Origin of the sequence: Pseudomonas sp. UBA6315 (genome assembly GCF_002438125.1) — a bacterium.
In the GTDB taxonomy this organism is placed as follows: domain Bacteria; phylum Pseudomonadota; class Gammaproteobacteria; order Pseudomonadales; family Pseudomonadaceae; genus Aquipseudomonas; species Aquipseudomonas faucium.
The window spans coordinates 49736-72877 of the sequence record NZ_DJTF01000059.1 but is presented as its reverse complement, the minus strand read 5'-3'; the positions used below and the strand labels follow the sequence as shown (position 1 = coordinate 72877).

Here is a 23142-nt window from a genome sequence, read left to right as displayed (position 1 = left end):
GCAAGGCTCGGGGTGAATGAGGGTGCGATTATAGCCAGCACGCGCTCACCATGACAGGGCCTTGGCATACGCACCCGCAAATCGCAGGCAAAGAAAAACCCGGCCTAAGCCGGGTTTTTCATTGAAGCTTCAGGCCAATTACTTGGACTGGGCTTCTACCTGAGCTTCAACGCGACGGTTGATAGCACGGCCTTCTTCGGTGGCGTTGTCGGCAACCGGACGGGTTTCGCCGTAGCCAACCGAGTCAACACGGCTGGATTCTACGCCGTACTGCTGGGTCAGGACCTGCTTGACAGCGTTGGCACGACGCTCGGACAGCTTCTGGTTGTAAGCGTCTGGACCCACGGAGTCAGTGTGACCTTCAACCACGGTGGTGGTTTGTGGGTACTGCTTCATGAAGTCAGCCAGGTTCTTGATGTCGCCGTAGCTGTTAGGCTTGACGACCGACTTGTCGAAGTCGAACTTGACGTCCAGCTCAACGCGAACGACTTCAGCAACAGCTGGGCAGCCATCGGCGTCAACGGTGACGTTGGCCGGGGTGTCCGGGCACTTGTCGACGTTGTCGCACACGCCGTCGTTGTCGCTGTCGGAGCAGACTTCAGCAACTGGAGCCGGAGCAGGAGCAACTTTGCCACCGCTGCCACCGAAGTTCAGACCAACACCAACGGATGGGCCCCACTCGGTGTTGCCGTTGTCGATGTTGTACATGGCTTCAACGCCGGCACGGGCGAAGAACATGTCGGTGATGTACCACTTGGCGCCAGCGCCAACGTTGGCGAAGGTGGAGTGGTCACGGCCGCTACGAGTGGCCTGACCCAGGCTCTCGTGAGCGAAACCAGCGGAAACGTACGGACGCAGTGCGTCGCCGACGGTACCGAAGTGGTAGGTAGCGTCCAGCTTAGCCTTGGAACCTTTGATGTCTTTGTTGAAGACTTCGCCACGAGCGTTGTGAGTCTCGTTGTAGCCCAGGTCCAGGGAGACGTCGTCGGTCAGGAAGTAACCGAGGCGAACACCAGGATTGGTGCCGTCGTTCTTGAAGTTACGCTCGCTGTCGTAGTACTGCTTGGTAACGTTACCTTCGATTTCGACTGCGCCTTGGCCTTGAGCCAGAACGCCGAACGAAGTAGCGGCTACGAGCGAGCCAATGGCCAAGCCCAAGGTGTTTTTCAATTTCATCCGTTAAATCCCCATCTGGTGATAGTTAAGCAGTCCCACCAACATCCGGGGGACAACTCGACGGCAAGTCTAGCAGAACTCGCCGATTCGTTAGAGATATTTACAAGCCGCTAAGTTTCATCCAGGCCTGCAAATTTCTCTCTTAGCTTGTCTAGCGCGCGCTTGTAGCGCATTTTCGTAGCGCTCAGGCCCATGTGCATGATATCGGCGATTTCCTGAAATTCCAGTTCTGCGACAAAACGCAGCACCAGAATCTCCCGGTCGATCGGGTTCACATGCACCAGCCACTTGTCCAGCCCGCCCTTTTCTTCCGGCTTCGGAGCCTTTTCTTCAGACGCCTCTTCAACAGGGTCAAGACTCAAGGCATCCATCAACCGGCGTTTGCGACGCTCCTTGCGGTACTGGGTAATGCACTCGTTGTAGGTGATGCTGTAGAGCCAGGTCTTGAACTTGGATTTACCCTCGAAGTTCTTCAGACCGTACAACACCTTCAGCATCACCTCCTGACAGACATCGTCGGCATCCCGGTCGTTCCCCAGATAACGTGCACAGACGTTGAACAGGGTCCGCTGGTAGCGCCGCATGAGTTCCTCATAGGCGCGGGTAACGTGATACAGCTCCTCATGCGAACGCGCCACCAACTCCTCGTCGGTGAGCTCGCGGGGGTCGTAACGCATGGGCGGCGAATGAACTTTATTCAAAACGGATCTGGCCGACAGTCAGGTCAATGTCGCCGCTCAGCCCCACGGGCCGATTTTTGCGGCGGCATACATTAACAGCTTTTGTGCGGTTAGCGGCTATTCACGCGCTGCTCGAGCAGCACGCGGTTGGACAGCGACACCAACTCACCCTCATCGGTCAGCAGCGTCGTCTTGACCGTACCGATCTCCTCGATCTGCCCTTCGACCTCTCCAATTCGCACCTGCTGGCCGACCTGGAAGAGTTCGCGCACGTAGATCCCGGCCAGAATCTGCCCGGCAATTTCGCGGCTGCCCAGGCCCATCGCCAGGGCGACGGCCAGACCAACGGTAATCAGGCCAATGACGATCACATGGTTCAGCAGGTCGGTCTTGACCTCGAGCTGGCTGATGGCCACCGAGATGCTGATGATGATCACCAGACCCTGGGTGATGCGCCCAAGGCCCGCCGAGTACTCAAGACCAATGCCTTCGGCAGCGCCGCGCACCAGGCCATTGGCGACCTGCGCCAGGAGCACGCCGGCCAGCAGCACCAGCGCCGCGCCGAACACCTTGGGCAGGTACAAGGCGAGCATGTCGAGGGTGGCCGAGACGCGCTCCAGGCCCAGCGACTCGGCGGCGGAAACCAGGAAGATCAGCAGCACGAACCAGTAGACGATCTTGCCGATCAGGGTCGAGATCGGCACCTGGATGCCCACCCGGCCGAGCATCTTGGTCAGCCCGGTACCAGCCATCAGGCGGTCCAGGCCGAACTTGGCGAGCAGTTTGGACAGCAGCGTATCGAGCAGCTTGGCCACCACGAAACCGAGCAGCACCACGACCAGCGCGCCGAACAGGTTGGGGATGAAGTTCGCTACCTTGGTCCATAGGGCGGTCATCGCGGTGACCAGGCTCTGGGTCCAGAGATCGAGTTCCATATTCAATCGGCCTTATCAGCTTTGCTGCCAGCGGCAGCGTTACGACGTACAGGCGCAACATGCGCCGAGCCATTGTTCACGGCAATCAGCAGCGCCTGGCTCCAACGGCCAAGCAGGCTGAACAGATCGCCCGCACCAACCTGGCGGTTGGCGGTTTTCAGCACGCGACCCAGGCACGCGGCATCGTCCCGGTCTTCACCGGATGGCGATGCCTTGAGCAGGTCACGCAGGGATTGTTCAAACGGATCGTGCATGGGCACCTCGCGCAGTATCAGTCAGAGACGAGAGCGCCGGGCGACGGGTCACACATCCGGTTGGGACGCGTGTCTCAAAATGCGCGAGGCTTGCCAGTACGGCCCCCTGCAACACTAGACCCACCGCAACCGCCGGAACAGCCACCACTGCCCGACCGCCAGCGCGAGCACGATGGCGCAGGCAAACAGGAAGCCATAGGGGTTCTCCGCGCCCGGAATACCGCCCACGTTGATGCCCAGAAGCCCGGTGATGAAGCTCATCGGCAGGAAAATGCAGGTGATGATGCCGAAGCGGTACATGGTCCGGTTCATCCGCTCGCTGCGCCGGCGGTCCTCGCTTTCCAGCACCAGCGCGGCCCGCTCGCGGGTCAACTCGAGCTCTTCGAGGTAGCGGATCAGGCTGTTGTTCAACTCGTTCCAGTAGTCGGCATCGGCCTCGGCGAACCAGCTCCACTTGCTGCGCGACAGCTGTGCGTAGATTTCCCGCTGCGGTGCCAGGAAGCGCCGCAGGCCGGCAGCGCGACGGCGAATCTGCTGCAGGCTGCCGTTCTCAGGTGTATACCGTTCGTCGGATTCAACCTTTTCCTCTTCCAGGTCGACCAGCTCGGACAGGTCGCTGACCAGCGCCTGGACCTTCTCGGTGAGCAGTTCACCCATCAGCAGCAACAGCTCGGAAGCCGATGTCGGCCCCCTGCCCTCGCTCAACAGCTGCAGCACCTCGTCACTGGCGCGCAGCGGCCGCAGGCGCAGGGAAATGACCCGTTGCGCCTCGGCGAAGATGCGCACCGAAACCATGTCCTCGGGCTCGGCGCCCGGGTTCAGGTTGACCCCGCGCAGAAACAGCAGCAGCTGCTCCCCCACCATGGGCAGCAAGCGCGGGCGGGTGTTTTCTTCCAGCAGCAGGTCACAGGCGAACTCGCTCAGGCCGCTTTCCTGCAGCAACCAGGTGCGGGTCTGTGGATGGCTGCGGTCCCAGTGCAGCCACAGGCTCTCCTGTGGCTGCAATTGCAGGCCGCCCAGCTCGGTCCGGGCGATCGAGCGCGCGCCGCCTTTGCCATCGAGCACCAGGGCATGCACCAGCCCCCACTGCGCGTTGTCTTCCTCGAACATCAAAGCTCCATCAGCGCGCGGGGCGCGTCACTCCGGCATTTTCAGCGGGCTTGGCGAGATGATCACGCCGTTGTTGTCGGCGTATACGTATTCGCCCGGGCGGAAGGTCACGCCGGCGAAAGTCACGGCCACGTTCAGGTCGCCGATGCCACGCTTGTCGGTTTTCATCGGGTGGCTGGCCAGAGCCTGTACACCCACGTCGGTCTGGATCAGCACGTCGACGTCACGCACGCAACCGTAGATCACCAAGCCTTCCCAACCGTTCTTGGCAGCCTTTTCGGCAAGCATGTCACCGAGCAGGGCCCGGCGCAGCGAACCGCCGCCATCGACCACCAGGACCTTGCCCTTGCCATCGAGCTCGACCTGTTCTTTGACCAGCGAGTTGTCTTCGAAGCACTTGATGGTGACGATCTGGCCGCCAAACGAGTCGCGGCCACCGAAGTTGCTGAACATCGGTTCCAGCACCTGGACCAGGTCGGGGTAGGCGTCGCAGAGGTCGGGCGTTACGTAATGCTGCATGGGAAGCTCCTGTCAGTCACAACGAAAGCGGATGTCGGGCAAGGCTACACCGGGGAGGCGGTTGCAGTCATCCGGGACCGGGCAGTCAGTTATGCGCAAGCTGCACCGGCCCTATCGCCGGCAAGCCGGCTCCCACAGGGAAACCACTGTCATTGAGAAATGTGGGGGCCTACACATCACACGATCAGCTGGCCGGTACAGGCTCGCCAACCAGCGTCGACTCATGCACAGCAAGCAAAGGCGCCCGCAACCAACGCTCCACCAGCGGCCAAACCTGCGCCTGCGCCGCCTTGCTCACCAGCATGTCGACATGCCCGAACGCCTCGAAACCTTGCTCGCGCCCAAGGCGCAGAAACTGCTTGCGCTCGCCACCGAGCTGATCGAACAGCTTGCGACACGCCCACACCGGGTCCTGGAAGTCCGCGGCTCCCGCCACCGCCAGTACCGGCACATCGACCTCGGCCAGGCCCGCCCACCAGTCGTTCTGCTTGTCGCCAAAACGCCCGAACAGGCCATGCCAGCGCATGCTTTCCAGGGCCAGGCCGATCGGTTCATCCTCTGGCCCACGCTTGAACCGCGGCCCGGAAATCTGCCCCCAGCGCTTGAGCAGCAGCTTCGCGCCCCAGGTCAACGGCGGCACTTTCAGCGGCCAATAGACGCGGCTGACCTGGGTGCCGAAAAACGCCGCGCTGGCGACCTGCTCGGCGCGCAGGAAGCCGCCACCCAATGCCGCCGCCAAGGTCGTGCCACCCAACGAGTGGCCCACCCAGTGCGGCGCCTGGCCGGCCTGCTCCTGGACGAAGGCCGCGATCAGCGGCAGGTCGTCTCGGGCATAGTCGGCCACCTGGTTGTGCTTCCAGTTGCGATTGCGCGGCGACAAACCGTGGCCGCGCATCTCCGGGATCCACACATCGAAACCGGCGCGGGCCAGGTAGGCGCCCAGGCCGATGCCCTTGGGCGAATACCAGAAACGCCGGTTGGAAAAACTGCCGTGCAGGAGAATGACCGGCACGCCCTGAGCGCCGCCCTGGTCGGCCAGGCCCAGGCGGGTCAAGGCGATTTCGACGCTGGGGTCAGGGCTATTGCCGGCCTTGATCCGGTACACGTCTTCACTGAGGTCGCCGCGCCGCTCGGCACTGAGCAGGGCGACGGGAAATAGATTGCTGCTGCTTTGCATAGGTTGCTTGGTGCACAAAAAAGGGCGGGATCCATTGCTGGAGCTCGCCCTGGATAAACCAGGCGGGGGCACGCCAGACGCACCCCCGCATTTCACCGCATCAGGCCGCGCCCTGGCCTTCGGCCAGGAAGAACCAGGTCTCGAGCACCGAGTCCGGGTTCAGCGACACGCTTTCGATGCCTTGTTCCATCAGCCACTTGGCCAGGTCCGGATGGTCCGACGGCCCCTGCCCGCAAATGCCGATGTACTTGCCGGCCTTGTTGCACGCCTGGATGGCGTTGGCCAGAAGCTTCTTCACGGCCGGGTTACGCTCGTCGAACAGGTGCGCGATGATCCCCGAGTCGCGGTCCAGGCCCAGGGTCAGCTGGGTCAGGTCGTTGGAGCCGATGGAGAAGCCGTCGAAGTACTCGAGGAACTCTTCGGCCAGGATGGCGTTGGACGGCAGCTCGCACATCATGATCACGCGCAGGCCGTTGTCGCCACGGGCCAGGCCGTTTTCGGCGAGCAGGTCGACGACCTGGCTGGCCTCGCCCAGGGTGCGCACGAACGGCACCATGATCTCGACGTTGGTCAGGCCCATCTCGTTGCGCACGCGCTTGAGCGCACGGCACTCGAGCTCGAAGCAGTCACGGAACGACTCGCTGATGTAGCGCGAAGCACCGCGGAAGCCCAGCATCGGGTTTTCTTCTTCCGGCTCGTACAGCTTGCCGCCGATCAGGTTGGCGTACTCGTTGGACTTGAAGTCCGACAGGCGCACGATGACCTTTTTCGGGTAGAAGGCCGCCGCCAGGGTGCTGATGCCCTCGACCAGCTTCTCGACATAGAAGCCGACCGGGTCGTTGTAGCCGGCGATGCGCTTGTCGACGCTGTCCTTCAGCTCGGCCGGCAGGCCGGCGTAGTTCAGCAGCGCCTTGGGGTGCACGCCGATCATGCGGTTGATGATGAATTCCAGGCGCGCCAGGCCGACACCGGCGTTGGGCAGCTGGGCAAAGTCGAAGGCGCGGTCCGGGTTGCCGACGTTCATCATGATCTTGAACGGCAGCTCCGGCATGGCATCGACCGAGTTCTGCTTGACGTCGAAGCCCAGTTCGCCTTCGAAGATGAAGCCGGTGTCGCCTTCGGCGCAGGAAACGGTGACGCCCTGGCCGTCCTTGAGGATCTGGGTGGCATTGCCGCACCCGACCACGGCCGGGATGCCCAGCTCACGGGCGATGATCGCCGCGTGGCAGGTACGCCCGCCGCGGTTGGTGACGATGGCGCTGGCGCGCTTCATCACCGGCTCCCAGTCCGGGTCGGTCATGTCCGACACCAGCACGTCGCCTGGCTGCACCTTGTCCATCTCGGACACGTCGTTGATCACGCGGACCTTGCCGGCGCCGATGCGCTGGCCGATGGCGCGGCCTTCGACCAGCACGGTGCCCTTCTCCTTGAGCAGGTAGCGCTCCATGACATTGGCGCTGGCGCGGCTCTTCACCGTTTCAGGGCGGGCCTGGACGATGTACAGCTTGCCGTCGTCACCGTCCTTGGCCCACTCGATGTCCATCGGGCGCTGGTAGTGCTGCTCGATGATCATGGCCTGCTTGGCCAGTTCGTTGACTTCGTCGTCGCTCAGGCAGAAGCGTGCACGCTCGGCACGCTCGACTTCGACGGTCTTGACCGAACGGCCGGCCTTGGCTTCGTCGCCATAGACCATCTTGATTGCCTTGCTGCCCAGGTTGCGGCGCAGGATGGCCGGGCGGCCGGCCTGCAGGGTCTGCTTGTGGACGTAGAATTCGTCAGGGTTGACCGCACCTTGCACCACGGTTTCACCCAGGCCGTAGGCGCCGGTGATGAACACCACGTCGCGAAAGCCCGACTCGGTGTCGAGGGTGAACATCACCCCGGCAGTGCCGGTTTCCGAGCGGACCATGCGCTGCACGCCGGCCGACAGGGCCACCAGCTTGTGGTCGAAGCCCTGGTGCACGCGGTAGGCGATGGCGCGGTCGTTGAACAGCGAGGCGAACACTTCCTTGGCCGCGCGGATCACGTTGTCGACGCCGCGGATGTTGAGGAAGGTTTCCTGCTGGCCGGCGAACGAGGCGTCCGGCAGGTCTTCGGCGGTGGCCGAGGAACGCACGGCCACGGCCATGTTGTCGTTGCCCTGGGACATGGCGGCGAAGGCGGTGCGGATTTCCGCATCCAGGCGCGCCGGGAACTCGGCTTCCATGACCCACTGACGGATCTGCGCGCCGGTTTTGGCCAGGGCGTTGACGTCGTCCACGTCCAGCGCGTCGAGCGCGGCGTGGATGCGCTCGTTCAGGCCACTCTGATCGAGAAAGTCGCGGTACGCCTGAGCCGTAGTGGCAAAGCCGCCCGGCACCGAAACGCCAGCACCTGCGAGGTTGCTGATCATCTCGCCCAGGGATGCGTTCTTGCCCCCCACATGCTCCACATCATGGACGCCGAGCTTTTCGAGGGAAACTACGTACTCTACCAAGGTGATCTCTCCACTAACTGTATTGGAAAAGCTCAAGGGCGCCCGCCTGCCTGCTTGGACTTGGCCGGGCGCTTGTGGCCTGTACCTGGAAAATAAGTGAGAATGCCGACAGCCGCATTCGGCAAACCGAACTTATCATATCCAAGAATCGTCATCAGCTTAAGGCCCAGATCGCAAATGAAACGAACCGCGTTCTTCATCTCCGATGGCACCGGCATTACCGCCGAAACCCTGGGCCAAAGCCTGCTTGCGCAATTCGAGAGCATCCCGTTCAACAAATTCACCCGCCCGTACATCGATACGCCGGACAAGGCGCGCACCATGGTGCAGCAGATCAACACGGCCGCCGAGCGCGACGGCATGCGCCCGATCATCTTCGACACCATCGTCAACCAGGACATCCGCGAGATCCTGGCCACCTCGAACGGCTTCATGATCGACATCTTTTCGACGTTTTTATCCCCGCTCGAGCAGGAATTGACCGCCCATTCGTCGTATTCCGTGGGTAAATCCCACTCGATCGGCGGCAACTCCAACTACATGGAGCGCATCGAGGCGGTGAACTTCGCCCTCGACAACGACGATGGCGCGCGCACCCACTACTACGACAAGGCCGACCTGATCCTGGTGGGCGTATCGCGCTGCGGCAAGACGCCGACGTGCCTGTACATGGCCATGCAGTTCGGCATCCGCGCCGCCAACTACCCGCTGACCGAAGACGACATGGAGCGCCTGCAGCTGCCGGCGGTGCTGAAGAAGCACCACAACAAGCTGTTCGGCCTGACCATCGACCCGGACCGCCTGACCGCCATCCGCCACGAGCGCAAGCCCAACAGCCGCTATTCGAGCTTTGCCCAGTGCGAGTTCGAGGTGCGCGAGGTAGAGAGCCTGTTCCGCCGGGAGAACATCCCCAACATCAACTCCACGCATTTTTCGGTGGAAGAGATTTCGGCGAAGATCCTCGTGGAAAAAGGGGTTGAGCGCAGGTTCAAGTAGGCCTGTGGGAGCCGGCTTGCCGGCGATAGGGCCAGAACAGGCACAAAAAAGCCCCGGCATCACTGCCGGGGCTTTTTCATTTCAGCCTGAAGATCAGGACGGCACCACCGCCGCCTGCCCACTCATCGCCAGGTCGACCAGCTCGCGGTTGGCCACCGCATACATCGCATAGTCGGTGCCCGTGGCGTTGCGCAGGTCGTCGAGCATGGCGCGCCAGCGCTCGACCATCACCCGGTGCTGCTCGGCCCACAACGCCACGCGCGCGTCCATGTCCTGCGGCGCATCGGCCATCTGCAGCACGGAAATGGTGATCGCCCGCTGCTGCAGGTCGATGTCGTCGCGGAACGCCTCGCGGGCCAGGGCCTGCCAGTTGTTCTCCACCGGCAGGTTGCTGATCTCCTGCAGGTACCAGGTCAAATCCAGCGCGCTGCCCACGGCGAAGAACGCCTTGGCCACCTGGGCCGGCTCATGCCCGGTGACATCCGCCGCCTCGATGATCGGCAGCAGCGTGTACAGGTGGCTGGTGCCGGCGACCATGCGCGCCAAGAGCTCCGGCACGCCAGCCTCGACGAAGCTCTGGTAGCGCACCATCCAGCGCTCGCGGGTCGGGCCTTCGAGCAGCTCGTCGAGCTTGAGCCCAAGCTGGGCGATTTTCGGCCCGAAGTGCGCGGTATCGCGCCCGGCATCCTGCTCGTTGCGCCGGCTGCGCAGGAACCAGCGGGTGGCGCGGCGGCCCAGGCGCATCAGCTCGTCCATCAAGGTCAGCTGGATTTCCGCCGGCACCTGGTAGTCCAGCGCCTCGATCTGGCGGAACCAGTGCGGCAGGTGGAAGATGTCGCGCACGATCACGTAGGCACCGGCAACGTTGGCCGGGCTCATGCCGGTGGACTCCTTCAGGCGCTGCACGAAGGTGATGCCCATGTTGTTGACCAGGTCGTTGGCGATCTGGGTGCTGACGATCTCGCGCTTGAGGCGGTGGCGGCGCATGGCCTCGGCGAACTTGCTGACCAGCGACGGCGGGAAGGCGGTTTCCATGTCGCGGGTCAGGTAGTCGTCGTCCGGCACCAGCGACTTGAGCAGTTGCTCCTTGAGGTCGATCTTGCTGTAGGAGATCAGCACCGACAGTTCGGCACGGGTCAGGCCCTGGCCGGCCGCCAGGCGCTCGGCCAGCTGCTCCTCGGACGGCAGGAACTCGATGGCCCGGTCAAGCTTGCCGCGGCTTTCCAGGTCGGCCATCAGGCGCTTGTACTCGGCAATCCGCTCGCGGGCGCGGCGGGCGGCCAGCGACAGCGCCTGGGTCTGCTTGTAGTTGTTGCCCAGCACCAGGCCGGCCACTTCATCGGTCATGCTGCCCAGCAGCTGGTTGCGCTGCTTCTCGGTCATGTCGCCACCCTGCACCACTTCGTTGAGCAGGATCTTGATGTTGACCTCGTGGTCGGAGCAGTCCACGCCGCCGGCGTTGTCGATGAAGTCGGTGTTGGTGGCACCGCCCTGCAGGCCGAACTCGACGCGGCCCAGCTGGGTCATGCCGAGGTTGCCGCCCTCGCCCACCACCTTGCAGCGCAGCTCGTTGCCGTTGACCCGCAGCGCGTCGTTGGCCTTGTCGCCGACATCGGCGTGGCTTTCGCTGCTGGCTTTCACGTAGGTGCCGATGCCGCCGTTCCACAGCAGGTCCACCGGCGCCTTGAGCAGTGCATGCAGCAGCTCGGTCGGGGTCAGGCGGTCGGCTTCGATGGCGAAGCGCTCTTTCATCTGCGGGCTGATGGCGATGCTCTTGGCACTGCGCGGGAAGATCCCGCCGCCTTCGGACATGATGCTGGTGTCGTAGTCGCTCCAGGCCGAGCGCGGCAGGTCGAACAGGCGCTTGCGCTCGACGAAGCTGGTGGCTGGGTCCGGGTTGGGGTCGATGAAGATGTGCAGGTGGTTGAACGCGGCTACCAGCTGCAGTTTGTCCGACATCAACAGGCCGTTGCCGAACACGTCACCGGCCATGTCGCCGACACCGATCACGGTGATCGGGTCTTGCTGCACGTTGATGCCACGCTCGCGGAAGTGGCGTTGCACGCCGACCCACGCGCCGCGCGCGGTGATGCCCATCTTCTTGTGGTCGTAGCCGGCCGAGCCGCCCGAGGCGAACGCATCGCCCAGCCAGAAGCCGTAGTCGATGGCGATGCCGTTGGCGATGTCGGAGAAGGTCGCGGTGCCCTTGTCGGCCGCCACCACCAGGTACGGGTCGTCGTCATCGTGCCGCACCACGTTGGCCGGCGGCACCACGCCACCGTCCTTGAGGTTGTCGGTGATGTCGAGCAGGCCGGAGATGAAGATGCGGTAGCAGGCCACGCCTTCGGCAGCGATTTCGTCGCGGGTGCCGCCCAGCGGCAGGCGCCGTGGCAGGAAGCCGCCCTTGGCGCCGACCGGCACGATCACCGAGTTCTTCACCTGCTGGGCTTTCACCAGGCCCAGCACTTCGGTACGGAAGTCTTCTTCGCGGTCCGACCAGCGCAGGCCGCCGCGGGCGACGTTGCCAAAGCGCAGGTGCACGCCCTCGACCCGCGGCGAATAGACGAAGATCTCGAACTTCGGCACGGGCTTGGGCAACTCGGGAATCAGCTTGGGGTTGAACTTGAAGCTGAAGTACGACTTGTTCTGGCCGTTGGCGTCGGGCTGGTAGAAGTTGGTGCGCAGGGTGGCCTTGATCAGGTCCAGGTAGCGGCGCAGGATGCGGTCCTCGTTGAGCACCTGGACATCGTCCAGGGCGGTGAGGATCGCCTGCTCCAGGCGCTGCTGCTTGTCGTCCAGGTCTTCGTTGGTCAGCTTGCGCGCCAGGTAGAAGCGGGTCTTGAACAACCGGGTCAGCTCGCGGGCGATGTCGGTGTGGTTGTTCAGGGTGCTGGCGATGTAGCCCAGGTCGAAGCCCAGGCGGATCTGCTTGAGGTAGCGGGCATAGGCGCGCAGCAGCGCCACATCACGCCACGGCAGGCCGGCGGTGAGCACCAGGCGGTTGAAGGCGTCGTTCTCGGCGTCGCCCTGGACGATATGCACGAACGCATCCTGCAGCACATCGTTGAGCTGCTGGATGTCCAGGTTCAGGCCTTCGCTGTAGGTGAAGGCGAAGTCGTGGATCCAGTACTCGCGGCCACTGGCGTGGCGCAGCCGGTACGGGAACTCGCCGAGCACGCGCAGGCCCAGGTTCTCGAGAATCGGCAGCACGTCCGACAGCGCCAGCGGGGTATCGGCGTGGTACAGCTTGCAGTGCAGCAGGCGCTCGCCCAGGCGCGTCAGCGGCTGGTAGAAGCTCATTGCCAGCGGCTTGGCCTCGGACAGCGCCAGTACGTGCTGCAGGTCGACCACCGCCGAGTGCGCGGCAAAGCGCTCGCGGTAGCCGGCCGGGAAGCCTTTGGGGAAGTCGGCGAGGATGTTGGTGCCCTGGGCTTCGCCGAAGTTTTCCACCACCAGCGCCGAATAGTCGTCATGCCACGAGCGGCACGCCTGGATCACTTCGTTTTCCAGCTGCTGTGGGTCGATGTCGATGCGGTTTTTCGGGTCGACCCGCAAAATCAGCTGCACACGCGCCAGCACCGATTCGGAGAAGAAGGTCCAGAACTCGCAGTCGCTGGCTTTGAGGCGCTCCATCAGCACCTGCTGGATCTTCTGGCGCACCTCGGTGGAATAGATTTCCCGCGGCACGTAGGCCAGGCAGTAGCAGAAGCGCCCGTAAGGGTCCTTGCGCAGGAACACGCGGATCTTGTTGCGCTCCTGGATCTGCACGATCGACATCACGGTGCTGAACAGCTCGTCGATCGGGGTCTGGAACAGGTCGTCGCGCGGCAGCACTTCGAGCACCTGGGCCAGTTCCTTGCCCAGGTGGGCCTTGGGGTCGAAGCCCGAACGGCGCTCGACTTCAGCGACCTTGACGCGGATGTAGGGGATGGCATGCACGCTCTCGCCGTACACCGAGGAGGTGTACAGGCCCATGAAGCGGTGCTCCTTGACCACCTTGCCGTCGGCATCGAGCTGGCGGATCGACACGTAGTCCGGGTAGGCCGGGCGGTGCACGCGGCTGGGCAGCGCGGCCTTGGCGAACGACAGCAGCAGCGGCTCGGCCAGGTAGGCCACGGCGTAGTCTTCGATACGCAGCTCTTCAGGCGTCAGGCCCACGCGCAGGCGGCGCGGCAGGCCGAGGAAGGAATGCTCGTCGTAGAGCATCTGGCCGCCGGCAGCATCGCCCTGCACGGTGAATTCTTCATAGCCGAGGAAGGTGAAATGGTTGTCCAGCAACCACTCCAGGAACGCCTTGACCTCGCCCTTCTCATGCTGCACCGGGGCGAACGGGGTTTGCTCCACCAGCGCCACCACGTCGCGCAGCTTGGCCTTCATCGGCTCGAAATCGGCCACGGCCACGCGCACTTCGGCCAGCACCTGCTCGATCTCGCGGGCCAGCACGTTCAGCTCGGCGGCGTTGGCGCAGCGGTCGATCTCCAGGTACATCAGCGACTCGTGGCGCACGCCTTCGCCATGGGTGCCCTTGGGCAGCAGCTCGAGCAGCTCGCCCTTGGGCCCGCGGCGCACGCTGAGCACGGTGGTCTGCAGGGTGTGGATGCTGTAGCCGCGGCGGTTGAGCTCGGTGCGCACCGAGTCGACCAGAAATGGCAAGTCATGGTGCAGCACCTCGACCACGGTATGGGTCGATTGCCAGCCGTTGCGTTCGTAATCGGGGTTGTACACCCGCACCTGCGGTTGCTCGGGGTCGAAGCGCTCGATGATGCGCCAGGCCGACAGGGTGCAGCCGGCCAGGTCCGACAGCCTGCGCTGGGTGAGTTCGTCCAGGGAAATGATGCCGAAGAACTGCTCGGCGAACAGCGCCACTTGTGGCAGTGACTGTTCGCTGATGTGCTGCGCCAGGGCCGCCTGCAGTTGATGCTGGAAGTCGGCTTTGCTGGCTGCGGTGAAGAACGCCATCTGTGGTACTCCGCTTGGGCTTTGTAATAGTTGAAGCGTCGCGTGCGTCCGACGGTCACGGATCAACGATAGCCAACCCGTGGCAAGCCGGACGTAAAGTTCAGGGCTCGCCGAAGCTTAACGACTGATCGGTCATCGCCGCTTGCAGCGCTGCGACAATTTCGGTCAAGGGGCGGTAACTTTACGTTTATGGATGCCCACAACACTGTCAGAATTCCCTTTCATTTCCTTGACCCGAGCCCGCTATGCAAATCAATACCGCCCTGCTCTTCGCCACCCCGTGCGATGACGAGGAAGACAACATGGCGACCTTGTGCTGCCACAGCGACAAGGGGCAGATGTTCCTGCTGACCCGCTATCCGGACGAGGACACGGTCGACCTGACCCTCGATGACGAGCCTTCGACGCTCGATGGCCTGAAGGTGACCTTGAGCGCACAGCGCTTGCTGATCGAAGTGGCCGCCGGGGACCGTGATGCGCTCAAGGGCGATGAGGCGCTGGAAATCGTGCTGACCTCGGCGGGCACTGACCTGGAAGAGGTCGAGCTGACCTTGCGCAATATTCTCGATGGCACGGGCACCTTCGTCAGCGAGCTCTGAGCTTTTTCGGCAGTGGCCCTATCGCCGGCAAGCCGGCTCCCACAGATTCTCTGCGTGGGAGCCGGCTTGCCGGCGATAGGGCCCTGACAGACACTCCATAACCCCTTGAAAATATTGACAGCCAATCCACCGACAGGCATTGTCTGACAACCTGACCACTAGGCAACCGCCCCCATGCTAGAGCTCCAGCGCCCCGACACCCTGGTCGAACGGGTTGTCAGCGCCATCCGCGCCGAGATCGATGCCGGCCGCCTGGCCGCCGAATCGCGCCTGCCCACCGAACAGCAACTGGCCGAACAGCTCAATGTCAGCCGCTCGGTGGTGCGTGAGGCAGTGGCGCAGCTCAAGGCCGATGGCGTGCTGATCGCCCGTCGCGGGCTCGGTTCCTACATCTCGCAAACCCCCAACGGCACGGTGTTTCGCTTCCCCGGCAGCCAAGGGCGCACGCCTGACCTGGTGCAGATGTTCGAGATGCGCCTGTGGATCGAAACCCAGGCCGCGGCCATCGCCGCGCGTCGGCGTGACGCCGATGACCTGGCGCACATGGCCAAGGCCCTGCAAGCCATGCTCGACAAGAGCAGCGACTTCGCCACCGCCTCGGCCGCCGACGTGGCCTTCCACCGGGCCATCGCCGAAGCCAGCAAGAACGACTACTTCGTGGCCTTCCACGACTTCCTCGGCGGCCAGCTGGCCAGCGCGCGGCGCACCGCCTGGGAAAACTCCGCCAGCCACTCGGTAGGCGGCTCGGCAGATGCCAACCGCGAACACCAGGCGCTGTACCAGGCCATCGCCGACGGCGACCGGCAAGCCGCAGCTGCCTGCGCCGAAGCGCACCTGCGCGCGTCAGCCAAACGCCTGAAAATCGACCTTCCCGCCCTCGACTGACCCCGGAGCACTCACCGTGGCCTGGCGAGGCGTTTTGCACGCACTACTTAGTCTGACAACCTGATAAGCAGATTAACCGACAAGAACACCAAGGTACCCCTGCATGACTTACGACTACTGCATCATCGGCGGCGGCATCGTCGGCCTCGCCACCGCGATGGCCCTGCTGCAACAGCGCCCCGGCGCGTCCTTGCTGATCCTGGAAAAGGAAGCCAGCCTCGGCCGCCACCAGACCGGCCACAACAGCGGCGTGATCCATGCAGGCATCTATTACGCCCCGGGCAGCCTCAAGGCCGAGCTGTGCAAGCGCGGCGCCCAGGCCACCAAGGACTTCTGCCGCGAACACGGCATCGCCTTCGACGTCTGCGGCAAGCTGCTGGTGGCCTCCAACCCGCTGGAAATGCAGCGCATGGAGGCGCTGTACCAGCGCTCGCAGCAGAACGGCCTGAAGGTCGAGCGCCTCGACGCCGGCGAACTCAAGCGCCGCGAGCCGAACATCGCCGGGCTCGGCGCACTGTTCGTCGACGCTACCGGCATCGTCGACTACAAGCAGGTGTGCTACGCCATGGCCAAGGTCATCGAGCAGGCTGGCGGCGAAGTGCGCCTGTCCACCACGGTGCAGGGCATCCGCGAGCTGGGCGAGCATGTCGAGATCCGCGATCACGGCCAGACCTGGCGGGCCCGCCAGCTGGTCGCCTGCGCCGGCCTGCAATCCGACCGCCTGGCGCGCCTGGCCGGGGTCAGGATCGACCATCAGATCATCCCCTTCCGCGGCGAGTACTACCGCCTGCCAGCCAGCAAGAACCAGATCGTCAACCACCTGATCTACCCGATCCCCGACCCGGAGCTGCCGTTCCTCGGCGTGCACCTGACGCGCATGATCGACGGCAGCGTCACCGTCGGCCCCAACGCCGTGCTCGGCTTCGGCCGGGAGAACTACCGCAAGTTCTCGGTGAACTGGCGCGATGTGGCCGAGTACGCCGCCTTCCCCGGCTTCTGGAAAACCATCTGGAACAACCTCGGCTCCGGCACCGCCGAGATGAAGAACTCGCTGTTCAAGCGCGGCTACCTGGAGCAGTGCCGCAAGTACTGCCCATCGCTCGAGGTCGAAGACCTGCTGCCCTACGAGGCCGGCATCCGCGCCCAGGCGGTGATGCGCGACGGCACCCTGGTGCATGACTTCCTGTTCGCCGAGACCCCGCGCATGGTGCACGTCTGCAATGCCCCGTCGCCTGCGGCCACCTCGGCCATCCCGATCGGCCAGATGATCGCCGAGAAGATCCTCAAGGCCCGCTGAACACTGCTGCAACACAACACTACAAAGACAATAAGGAACCTCAGATGTCGGTACACGAGGCGGCGCTGGCCGCAACCGAAACCCCGCAACAGCAACGCAAGCGCCTGCGCAAGGTAGCCGCGGCAACCATCTTCGGCTCGATGCTGGAGTGGTACGACTTCTACCTCTACGCGACCATGGCGGCGATCGTGTTCTCGAAGATCTTCTTCGATGCCAGCAACCCGGCGGTGGCCTCGCTGCTGGCGTTCTCCACCTTCGCCATCGGCTTCATCGCCCGCCCCTTCGGCGGCGTGCTGTTCGGCTACCTGGGCGACCGCTTCGGGCGCAAGCACGTGCTGGTCATCACCTTCTGCATGATGGGCGTGTGCACCGCGCTGATCGGCCTGATCCCCAGCTACGCCAGCATCGGCATCTGGGCACCGATCCTGCTGGTGGTGATCCGCATCATCCAGGGCCTGGGCGCCGGCGCCGAGCTCTCGGGCGCGGCGGTCACCTCTTACGAGCACGCCAGCGAAGGCAAGCGCGGCAGCCAGGGCGCCTGGCCGGCACTGGGGCTGAACCTGGGCCTGCTGCTGTCGTCGCTGACCGTGTACCTGCTGACCATGAACGGCAACGAGTTCCTCCTGGCCGGCGGCTGGCGCATCCCGTTCATCGCCAGCATTGCCCTGGTGGCGGTCGGCCTGTGGGTGCGCAAGAGCATCCCGGAAACGCCCGATTTCAAGAAGGCGCATGACAAGGTCGACGACCAGCCCCAGGTGTCGCCGCTCAAGCTGCTGTTCAAAAACGACCTCAAAGGCCTGGCCGTGGTGTTCTTCGTGGCCATCGGCTACAACGCCCTGAGCTATATCTTCAAGACCTTCTCGCTGGCCTACCTGACCCAGTTCAAAGGGGTCGAGGCGCATGTCACCTCGCTGTCGGTGACCATCGCCAGCCTGGTGGCGATCTTCACCGTGCCGTTCTTCGGCTGGCTGTGCGACCGCTGGAGCAGCAAGACCGTGCTGATGCTCGGCGGCGTGCTGTCGGCACTGTTCGCCTACCCGTTCCTGCAGCTGCTGAGCACCGGCGAGCCGACCCTGATCTACGTGGCCATCGCCATCGGCACCGGCATCCTCGCGCCGATGATGTTCGCCCCGCAGGGTTCGTTCCTCAGCCGCCAGTTCCCGACCCAGACCCGCTCTTCGGGCTTTGGCACCGGCCGCGAAATCGGCACCGCCGTGGCCGGCGGCCTGGCGCCGCTGGGCGGGCTGGCGCTGGTGGCAGGCTCGGCGACCCACTCCACCGATGGCGTGGCGTTGATCCTGGCGATCTCTGGCGTGCTGGTGGTGGTGTTCGCGCTGTTCGACCAGGGCCGCAAGCACTCCACCTCGAAGAACTGAGGGGTGTGCGGCAGTACCTGCGAAGGTGCAGGTACTGCCGCCCCTTGGGCTTCAACCCAGCGGATTGTCATGCATGACCCGGCCACCTTCCTCGGGCCGGTTGATGTACAGCACGTCCAGCGAGCTGTTGCGCAACCCCGCCAGGGCATTCCAGTGCGCCGAGGTATGCACGTATTTGCGCTGCAGCAAGGCCTGCTCGGCGGGCGTCAGTTGCGGCCCCTGGCAACGCCCCAGGGCATAGTCGTGCAGTTTTTCGCTGATCGCCTGCAGCTCTTCGGGCAGCCGATGCGCCTCGTCCCCACCCAGCCCGGCGAATGGCACGCCGTTGCTCACGGCCAGCTCACGCATGATGCTCAGGTAGATGCGCGACAGATGCCCGCTCACCTCACGCTCCCGGTACACGGCGACGTAGACCTGTTTTTCCGGGTCTTCACGCTTGCCTCGGCCTTCGCTGACCGGCTCCTCCCAGACCTGCAGGCAGGGCTGCGGGTCACCCAACTGCACGATTGCCGAAGCCAGCAAGGCCTGCACCGCCGCATAGGCGCGGGTGTGCTCTGCCGGCGTGGCCGCAGGCACCCGGTTCGATTGCGGTTTGCACAACAGCACCTGCTCGCGCAGGGTGGCGGGGTAACCGCCGCCGATGTTCGAGTGCACGCCGGGCACGACAATGTCGTTGCCGCAGCGCAGCAAGGGGAAGTTGCGCCGCCGCTCGTCGCCGGCCACCAGCTGCACCACCTGCCGCGCAATGCCCTGGCCAAGGCCTAGCTGCAAGCCATCGTAATCGTCAGTGGCAGGGTCGAAGTTGCCACGCAGCGGCGCGACGATCGCCGCCACCGTGTCGAACAGGCCGATGAATTCGATCACCCGGTGGCACTGCAACTCGCCCGGCAGGCCCTCTGCCGCCTCGGCCAGCCGGTTGGCCAGGTGCCTGGCCGCTGCCGCTCCCCGGCTGAACCCGAACAGGTCGAAGGTGATTTTGCCCGGCAACACCTGCCGATGGCTTGCCAGGCAGTCGTGCACCTGTTGCGCCACGGCGGCCAAGGCCTGCTCGACACGTGCCTGGACCCCGGCATGCCCCCGGCCAGTCGCGCCGCCGAAGGCCGAGTCGGGTGCCCCTTCGCAGGTGCCGATGCCCTGCACATAGCACTTGAGGAAGAATTCATCATCGACCTGGCCGCCAGGGTACAGCGCATGCAACAGGGCGATGTTGCTCAAGGCGTTGGCGTAACTGCCCCCTTCACCGCCTTGCGCGGCCTGGGCATTGGCTTGGTTGTTGCCGGTTCCGTCGAAGAAGATGCCCACCCGCAAACTGGCTGGGCCATGTTGCTGTTCCATGCTCACGCTCCTTGCTGATTGGGAGCGTGCAAGCAAGCGATAGCGGGCGCCGGTGGAAAATCAGCCAATGCAGCAAACAGCGAGCGCAGATTTCGACGTGGCACCGCGGATGGATTAAAGTATCCCCCCTTGCCAGGCCAGTTGCCTTTCGCGCTCGCCCTGCCCCATTCCAGGAACCGCCATCGATGGAACACCGTGAAGCGCTGATCGCGCTACGCACCTTTCTTTCCACCCAGATTCTCGGCCAGGAAAAGCTGGTCGAACGGCTGCTGATCGTGCTTCTGGCCGACGGCCACATGCTGGTGGAGGGCGCGCCGGGCCTGGCCAAGACCAAGGCGATCAAGGAACTGGCCGAAGGCATCGAGGCGCAGTTCCATCGCATCCAGTTCACCCCCGACCTGCTGCCGGCGGATATCACCGGCACCGAAATCTATCGCCCGGAAACCGGCAGCTTCGTGTTCCAGCAGGGGCCGATCTTCCACAACCTGGTGCTGGCCGACGAAATCAACCGCGCCCCGGCCAAGGTCCAGTCGGCGCTGCTCGAAGCCATGGCCGAGCGCCAGGTCAGCGTGGGCCGCAGCACCTACGACCTGTCGCCACTGTTTCTGGTCATGGCCACGCAGAACCCGATCGAGCAGGAAGGCACCTACCCGCTGCCCGAAGCCCAGCTCGACCGCTTCCTGATGCACGTGAAAATCGGCTTCCCCGATGCTGCCGTGGAGCGGCGCATCCTCGCCCAGGCCCGCGGCGAAGCCCTGGGCGGCGAAGTGAAGCCTGAGCGGCGGGTCAGCCAGCTGGCGATCTTCGCCGCGCGCAAGGAAATCCTTGGCCTGTACATGGCCGACGCGGTGGAGGAATACCTGGTGCAGCTGGTCATGGCCACCCGCACCCCGGCCAAGTTCGACAGCGAGCTGGCCGACTGGATCGCCTACGGCGCCAGCCCGCGCGGCTCCATCGCCCTGGACCGCTGCGCGCGTGCCCATGCCTGGCTGGCCGGGCGCGACTTCGTCAGCCCCGAAGACATCCAGGCGGTGCTGTTCGATGTGCTGCGCCACCGCATCATCCTGTCGTTCGAGGCCGAGGCAGCTGGCGTTGACCAGGACCGGGTGGTGCAGCGCATTCTCGACGTAGTCGCCGTCGCCTGAACTCAGGTGTTCTTCTCGACCAGGGTTTTCCGAGGGGGCTGTTCGAACGCACGGCGCGCAATGTGGGCAATGCGCGAGCCCAGGCAATCGTGCACATTTTTAGCGAACGCATTGGTCGTCACCACTGCGGATGCATTAAAGTAGGGGCCTCTGCCCAGCGCGCCCTCGACCTCGTCGCCTGACCCCATGCCCGCCACGCACCTCGCCGACCCCGGCATCCGCATCGGCCTCGCCGAGCTGATCGACATGCGCCACCGTGTGCGCGAGATTCAGCTGTTTTCCCGCCCCGGCCAGCGCAGCCCGCTGATTGGCCTGCACCATTCCAAGCTGCGCGGGCGTGGCGTGGACTTCGACCAGGTGCGCGTCTACCAGGCCGGCGACGACGTGCGCAACATCGACTGGCGCGTCACTGCCCGCACCCAGGAGCCGCATACCAAGCTGTTCCACGAAGAACGCGAGCGGCCCATCTTCATCCTCGTCGAGCAAAGCCAGCGGCTGTTCTTCGGCTCGGGGTTGATGTTCAAGTCGGTGCTGGCGGCCGAGGCCGCGGCGCTGTTCGGCTGGGCCGCGCTGGGGCATAACGACCGCATCGGCGGGCTGGTGTTCGGTGACAACGAGCACCACGAAATCAAGCCGCGGCGCAGCAAGCAAAGCCTGCTGCAACTGCTCAACCGCCTGGCCAAGGTCAACCAGGCGCTGCACACCGAGGCCGCGCCCCAGGCCGACAGCCTCGGCCTTGCCCTGCGCCGCGCCCGTGAAGTGCTGCGCCCGGGCAGCCTGGCCATCGTGATCTGCGACGAGCGCTCGCTCACCGACCAGGCCGAACAGCACCTGGCCATGCTCTCGCGCCATTGCGACCTGCTGCTGCTGCCGGTTTCCGACCCGCTCGACCATGCCTTGCCCGCCGCCGGCCTGCTGCGCTTCGCCCAGCGCAGCGCGCAACTGGAGCTCGACACCCTGGACGCCAACCTGCGCCGGGCCTACCGTCAACAGGCCGAAGCGCGCATCGAACGCTGGGACTTGATGGCGCAGAAGCTGCGGGTGCTGCTGATGCCGCTGAGCACCCAGAGCGAGATGATCGAGCAGTTGCGTGAGTACCTCAACGCCCAGCGCCCACGGAGCGGCCAATGAACCCGCTGGACCAGCTGCAACCCTTGCTCGCGCCACCGGCGATCGGCCTGTGGCCACCGGCGCCAGGCTGGTGGCTGCTGCTCGCGCTGCTGCCGCTGCTGGGCTGGGGCCTGTGGCGGCTGCGCCGCTGGCGGCCGGGCAAGCGCCCGGTGGTACGCGCGGAACTGCCGCTCGACCCGGTGCGCGTGGAAGCCCTGGCCGAGCTTGCGCGCCTGCCCCGCCCCTACGACGGCGCGCCGGCCGGCGCCTGGCTGCAGCAGATCAACGCACTGCTCAAGCGCCTGTGCCGCAACCACTACCCCGGCGCCAACAGCCACACCCTCAACGGCCGCCAGTGGCTGGCGTTTCTCGACAACCGCTGCCCGGCGGCCGGCCTGACGCGCTGGATGGTGCTGGTCGAAGGCGCCTACAAGCCCGAGTGCAAGCTCGACGACAAAGCCATTGCCGGGCTCAGCCAGGCCGTCGAAACCTGGATCCGCAAACATGTTTGAACTGGCCTGGCCATGGATCTTCCTGCTGCTGCCGCTGCCTTGGCTGGCGCGCCTGCTGCTGCCCGCCGCCGACAGCGGCGAGCCGGTGCTCAAGGTCGGCTTTCTCGATGAACTGGAAAGCCTAGCCGGGCGCCGGGCACGCCTGAACCTGCCGACCTGGCGCCAGCAGGCGCCGTTCGTGCTGATCTGGCTGTTGCTGCTGCTGGCCGCCGCCCGCCCGCAATGGCTCGGCGACCCGGTGCCGGTGGCCGCCAGCGGCCGCGACCTGCTGGTGGCGGTGGACGTGTCCGGTTCCATGGACTTCCCCGACATGCAATGGAAGGATGAAGACATCAGCCGCCTGGACCTGGTCAAGGCGCTGCTCGGCGACTTCCTGCAGGAGCGCGAAGGCGACCGCGTCGGCCTGATCCTGTTCGGCAGCCAGGCCTACCTGCAGGCGCCGCTGACCTTCGACCGGCGCACCGTGCGCACCTTCCTCGACGAAGCGCAGATCGGCATCGCCGGCAAGAACACCGCCATCGGCGATGCCATCGGCCTTGCGGTCAAGCGCCTGCGCCAACGCCCGGCGCAGAGCCGGGTGCTGGTGCTGATCACCGACGGC

At 64.6% G+C, this 23142-nt stretch carries 19 protein-coding genes; 9 read left to right on the top strand and 10 right to left on the bottom strand.

Features of this window, described 5'->3' with window-relative positions:
* Positions 1 to 138: 138 nt before the first annotated feature.
* From B3E94_RS07355 to ppsA, 8 genes are all read right to left on the bottom strand, one after another.
* On the bottom strand, positions 139 to 1176 hold the full coding sequence (locus B3E94_RS07355) for an OmpA family protein (protein ID WP_176511840.1): 1038 nt from the start codon (positions 1174 to 1176) through the stop codon (positions 139 to 141).
* 110 nt (positions 1177 to 1286) lie between these two features.
* Entirely contained in the window at positions 1287 to 1853 is a 567-nt protein-coding gene (gene sigX, locus B3E94_RS07350) for an RNA polymerase sigma factor SigX (RefSeq protein WP_033696348.1), read from the bottom strand.
* A 113-nt stretch (positions 1854 to 1966) separates the two neighbouring features.
* Entirely contained in the window at positions 1967 to 2791 is an 825-nt protein-coding gene (locus tag B3E94_RS07345; protein WP_176511841.1) for a mechanosensitive ion channel family protein, read from the bottom strand.
* Between the two features lie 2 nt (positions 2792 to 2793).
* A complete protein-coding gene (locus B3E94_RS07340) occupies positions 2794 to 3045 on the bottom strand; it encodes a CrfX protein (RefSeq protein WP_176511842.1) in 252 nt (83 codons plus the stop codon).
* Between the two features lie 114 nt (positions 3046 to 3159).
* Positions 3160 to 4155 (bottom strand): zinc transporter ZntB, encoded by a 996-nt coding sequence (locus tag B3E94_RS07335; protein WP_176511843.1) that lies wholly within the window; start codon positions 4153 to 4155, stop codon positions 3160 to 3162.
* Positions 4156 to 4182: 27 nt separating this feature from the next.
* On the bottom strand, positions 4183 to 4674 hold the full coding sequence (rraA, locus tag B3E94_RS07330; protein ID WP_176511844.1) for a ribonuclease E activity regulator RraA: 492 nt from the start codon (positions 4672 to 4674) through the stop codon (positions 4183 to 4185).
* A gap of 184 nt (positions 4675 to 4858) precedes the next feature.
* A complete protein-coding gene (locus tag B3E94_RS07325; protein WP_176511845.1) occupies positions 4859 to 5851 on the bottom strand; it encodes an alpha/beta fold hydrolase in 993 nt (330 codons plus the stop codon).
* Positions 5852 to 5951: 100 nt separating this feature from the next.
* Entirely contained in the window at positions 5952 to 8327 is a 2376-nt protein-coding gene (gene ppsA / locus B3E94_RS07320) for a phosphoenolpyruvate synthase (RefSeq protein WP_176511846.1), read from the bottom strand.
* Between the two features lie 177 nt (positions 8328 to 8504).
* On the opposite strand from ppsA, the gene ppsR reads away from it, so the two are divergent.
* Positions 8505 to 9323, top strand: a complete 819-nt coding sequence (gene ppsR, locus B3E94_RS07315) for a posphoenolpyruvate synthetase regulatory kinase/phosphorylase PpsR (RefSeq protein ID WP_176511847.1) — start codon at positions 8505 to 8507, stop codon at positions 9321 to 9323.
* Positions 9324 to 9416: 93 nt separating this feature from the next.
* Here ppsR and B3E94_RS07310 read toward each other — a convergent pair whose 3' ends face one another.
* Positions 9417 to 14282, bottom strand: a complete 4866-nt coding sequence (locus tag B3E94_RS07310) for an NAD-glutamate dehydrogenase (RefSeq protein ID WP_286912917.1) — start codon at positions 14280 to 14282, stop codon at positions 9417 to 9419.
* Between the two features lie 245 nt (positions 14283 to 14527).
* Here B3E94_RS07310 and B3E94_RS07305 point away from each other — a divergent pair, with 245 nt between their 5' ends.
* The 4 genes from B3E94_RS07305 to B3E94_RS07290 all read left to right on the top strand — a co-directional run bounded on the left by B3E94_RS07305 (position 14528) and on the right by B3E94_RS07290 (position 18439).
* Positions 14528 to 14881, top strand: coding sequence for a hypothetical protein (locus tag B3E94_RS07305; RefSeq protein WP_008092792.1), 354 nt, complete (start codon positions 14528 to 14530; stop codon positions 14879 to 14881).
* Between the two features lie 174 nt (positions 14882 to 15055).
* Positions 15056 to 15766, top strand: coding sequence for a FadR/GntR family transcriptional regulator (locus B3E94_RS07300; protein ID WP_176511849.1), 711 nt, complete (start codon positions 15056 to 15058; stop codon positions 15764 to 15766).
* Between the two features lie 103 nt (positions 15767 to 15869).
* On the top strand, positions 15870 to 17063 hold the full coding sequence (gene lhgO / locus B3E94_RS07295) for an L-2-hydroxyglutarate oxidase (RefSeq protein ID WP_176511850.1): 1194 nt from the start codon (positions 15870 to 15872) through the stop codon (positions 17061 to 17063).
* Between the two features lie 44 nt (positions 17064 to 17107).
* Complete coding sequence (locus tag B3E94_RS07290; protein ID WP_286912915.1) at positions 17108 to 18439, top strand: MFS transporter; 1332 nt, start codon at positions 17108 to 17110, stop codon at positions 18437 to 18439.
* 51 nt (positions 18440 to 18490) lie between these two features.
* Here B3E94_RS07290 and B3E94_RS07285 read toward each other — a convergent pair whose 3' ends face one another.
* Positions 18491 to 19774 (bottom strand): T6SS phospholipase effector Tle1-like catalytic domain-containing protein, encoded by a 1284-nt coding sequence (locus B3E94_RS07285; protein WP_286912914.1) that lies wholly within the window; start codon positions 19772 to 19774, stop codon positions 18491 to 18493.
* 185 nt (positions 19775 to 19959) lie between these two features.
* On the opposite strand from B3E94_RS07285, the gene B3E94_RS07280 reads away from it, so the two are divergent.
* The 4 genes from B3E94_RS07280 to B3E94_RS07265 form a co-directional block, all read left to right on the top strand.
* Complete coding sequence (locus tag B3E94_RS07280) at positions 19960 to 20919, top strand: AAA family ATPase (protein WP_176511853.1); 960 nt, start codon at positions 19960 to 19962, stop codon at positions 20917 to 20919.
* A gap of 186 nt (positions 20920 to 21105) precedes the next feature.
* On the top strand, positions 21106 to 22050 hold the full coding sequence (locus B3E94_RS07275) for a DUF58 domain-containing protein (RefSeq protein WP_236235551.1): 945 nt from the start codon (positions 21106 to 21108) through the stop codon (positions 22048 to 22050).
* Positions 22047 to 22541: a DUF4381 domain-containing protein gene (locus B3E94_RS07270; protein ID WP_236235550.1), complete on the top strand. Its 495-nt coding sequence runs from the start codon at positions 22047 to 22049 to the stop codon at positions 22539 to 22541. Before B3E94_RS07275 ends, B3E94_RS07270 begins: the two co-directional genes overlap by 4 nt.
* On the top strand, positions 22534 to 23142 hold a 609-nt coding region (locus B3E94_RS07265), incomplete at its 3' end, for a VWA domain-containing protein (protein WP_286912913.1). The genes B3E94_RS07270 and B3E94_RS07265, both read left to right, overlap by 8 nt.

Excerpts from the sequence above, each read along its gene's own strand:
- B3E94_RS07305 (WP_008092792.1), top strand. The coding sequence starts at position 14,528 with ATGCAAATCAATACCGCCCTGCTCTTCGCCACCCCGTGCGATGACGAG.
- lhgO (WP_176511850.1), top strand. The coding sequence starts at position 15,870 with ATGACTTACGACTACTGCATCATCGGCGGCGGCATCGTCGGCCTCGCC.
- ppsR (WP_176511847.1), top strand. The coding sequence starts at position 8,505 with ATGAAACGAACCGCGTTCTTCATCTCCGATGGCACCGGCATTACCGCC.
- B3E94_RS07355 (WP_176511840.1), bottom strand. The coding sequence starts at position 1,176 with ATGAAATTGAAAAACACCTTGGGCTTGGCCATTGGCTCGCTCGTAGCC.
- B3E94_RS07300 (WP_176511849.1), top strand. The coding sequence starts at position 15,056 with ATGCTAGAGCTCCAGCGCCCCGACACCCTGGTCGAACGGGTTGTCAGC.
- B3E94_RS07310 (WP_286912917.1), bottom strand. The coding sequence starts at position 14,282 with ATGGCGTTCTTCACCGCAGCCAGCAAAGCCGACTTCCAGCATCAACTG.
- rraA (WP_176511844.1), bottom strand. The coding sequence starts at position 4,674 with ATGCAGCATTACGTAACGCCCGACCTCTGCGACGCCTACCCCGACCTG.
- B3E94_RS07285 (WP_286912914.1), bottom strand. The coding sequence starts at position 19,774 with ATGGAACAGCAACATGGCCCAGCCAGTTTGCGGGTGGGCATCTTCTTC.
- sigX (WP_033696348.1), bottom strand. The coding sequence starts at position 1,853 with ATGCGTTACGACCCCCGCGAGCTCACCGACGAGGAGTTGGTGGCGCGT.
- B3E94_RS07290 (WP_286912915.1), top strand. The coding sequence starts at position 17,108 with ATGTCGGTACACGAGGCGGCGCTGGCCGCAACCGAAACCCCGCAACAG.
- B3E94_RS07275 (WP_236235551.1), top strand. The coding sequence starts at position 21,106 with ATGCCCGCCACGCACCTCGCCGACCCCGGCATCCGCATCGGCCTCGCC.
- B3E94_RS07345 (WP_176511841.1), bottom strand. The coding sequence starts at position 2,791 with ATGGAACTCGATCTCTGGACCCAGAGCCTGGTCACCGCGATGACCGCC.
- B3E94_RS07335 (WP_176511843.1), bottom strand. The coding sequence starts at position 4,155 with ATGTTCGAGGAAGACAACGCGCAGTGGGGGCTGGTGCATGCCCTGGTG.
- B3E94_RS07325 (WP_176511845.1), bottom strand. The coding sequence starts at position 5,851 with ATGCAAAGCAGCAGCAATCTATTTCCCGTCGCCCTGCTCAGTGCCGAG.
- B3E94_RS07340 (WP_176511842.1), bottom strand. The coding sequence starts at position 3,045 with ATGCACGATCCGTTTGAACAATCCCTGCGTGACCTGCTCAAGGCATCG.
- B3E94_RS07280 (WP_176511853.1), top strand. The coding sequence starts at position 19,960 with ATGGAACACCGTGAAGCGCTGATCGCGCTACGCACCTTTCTTTCCACC.
- B3E94_RS07270 (WP_236235550.1), top strand. The coding sequence starts at position 22,047 with ATGAACCCGCTGGACCAGCTGCAACCCTTGCTCGCGCCACCGGCGATC.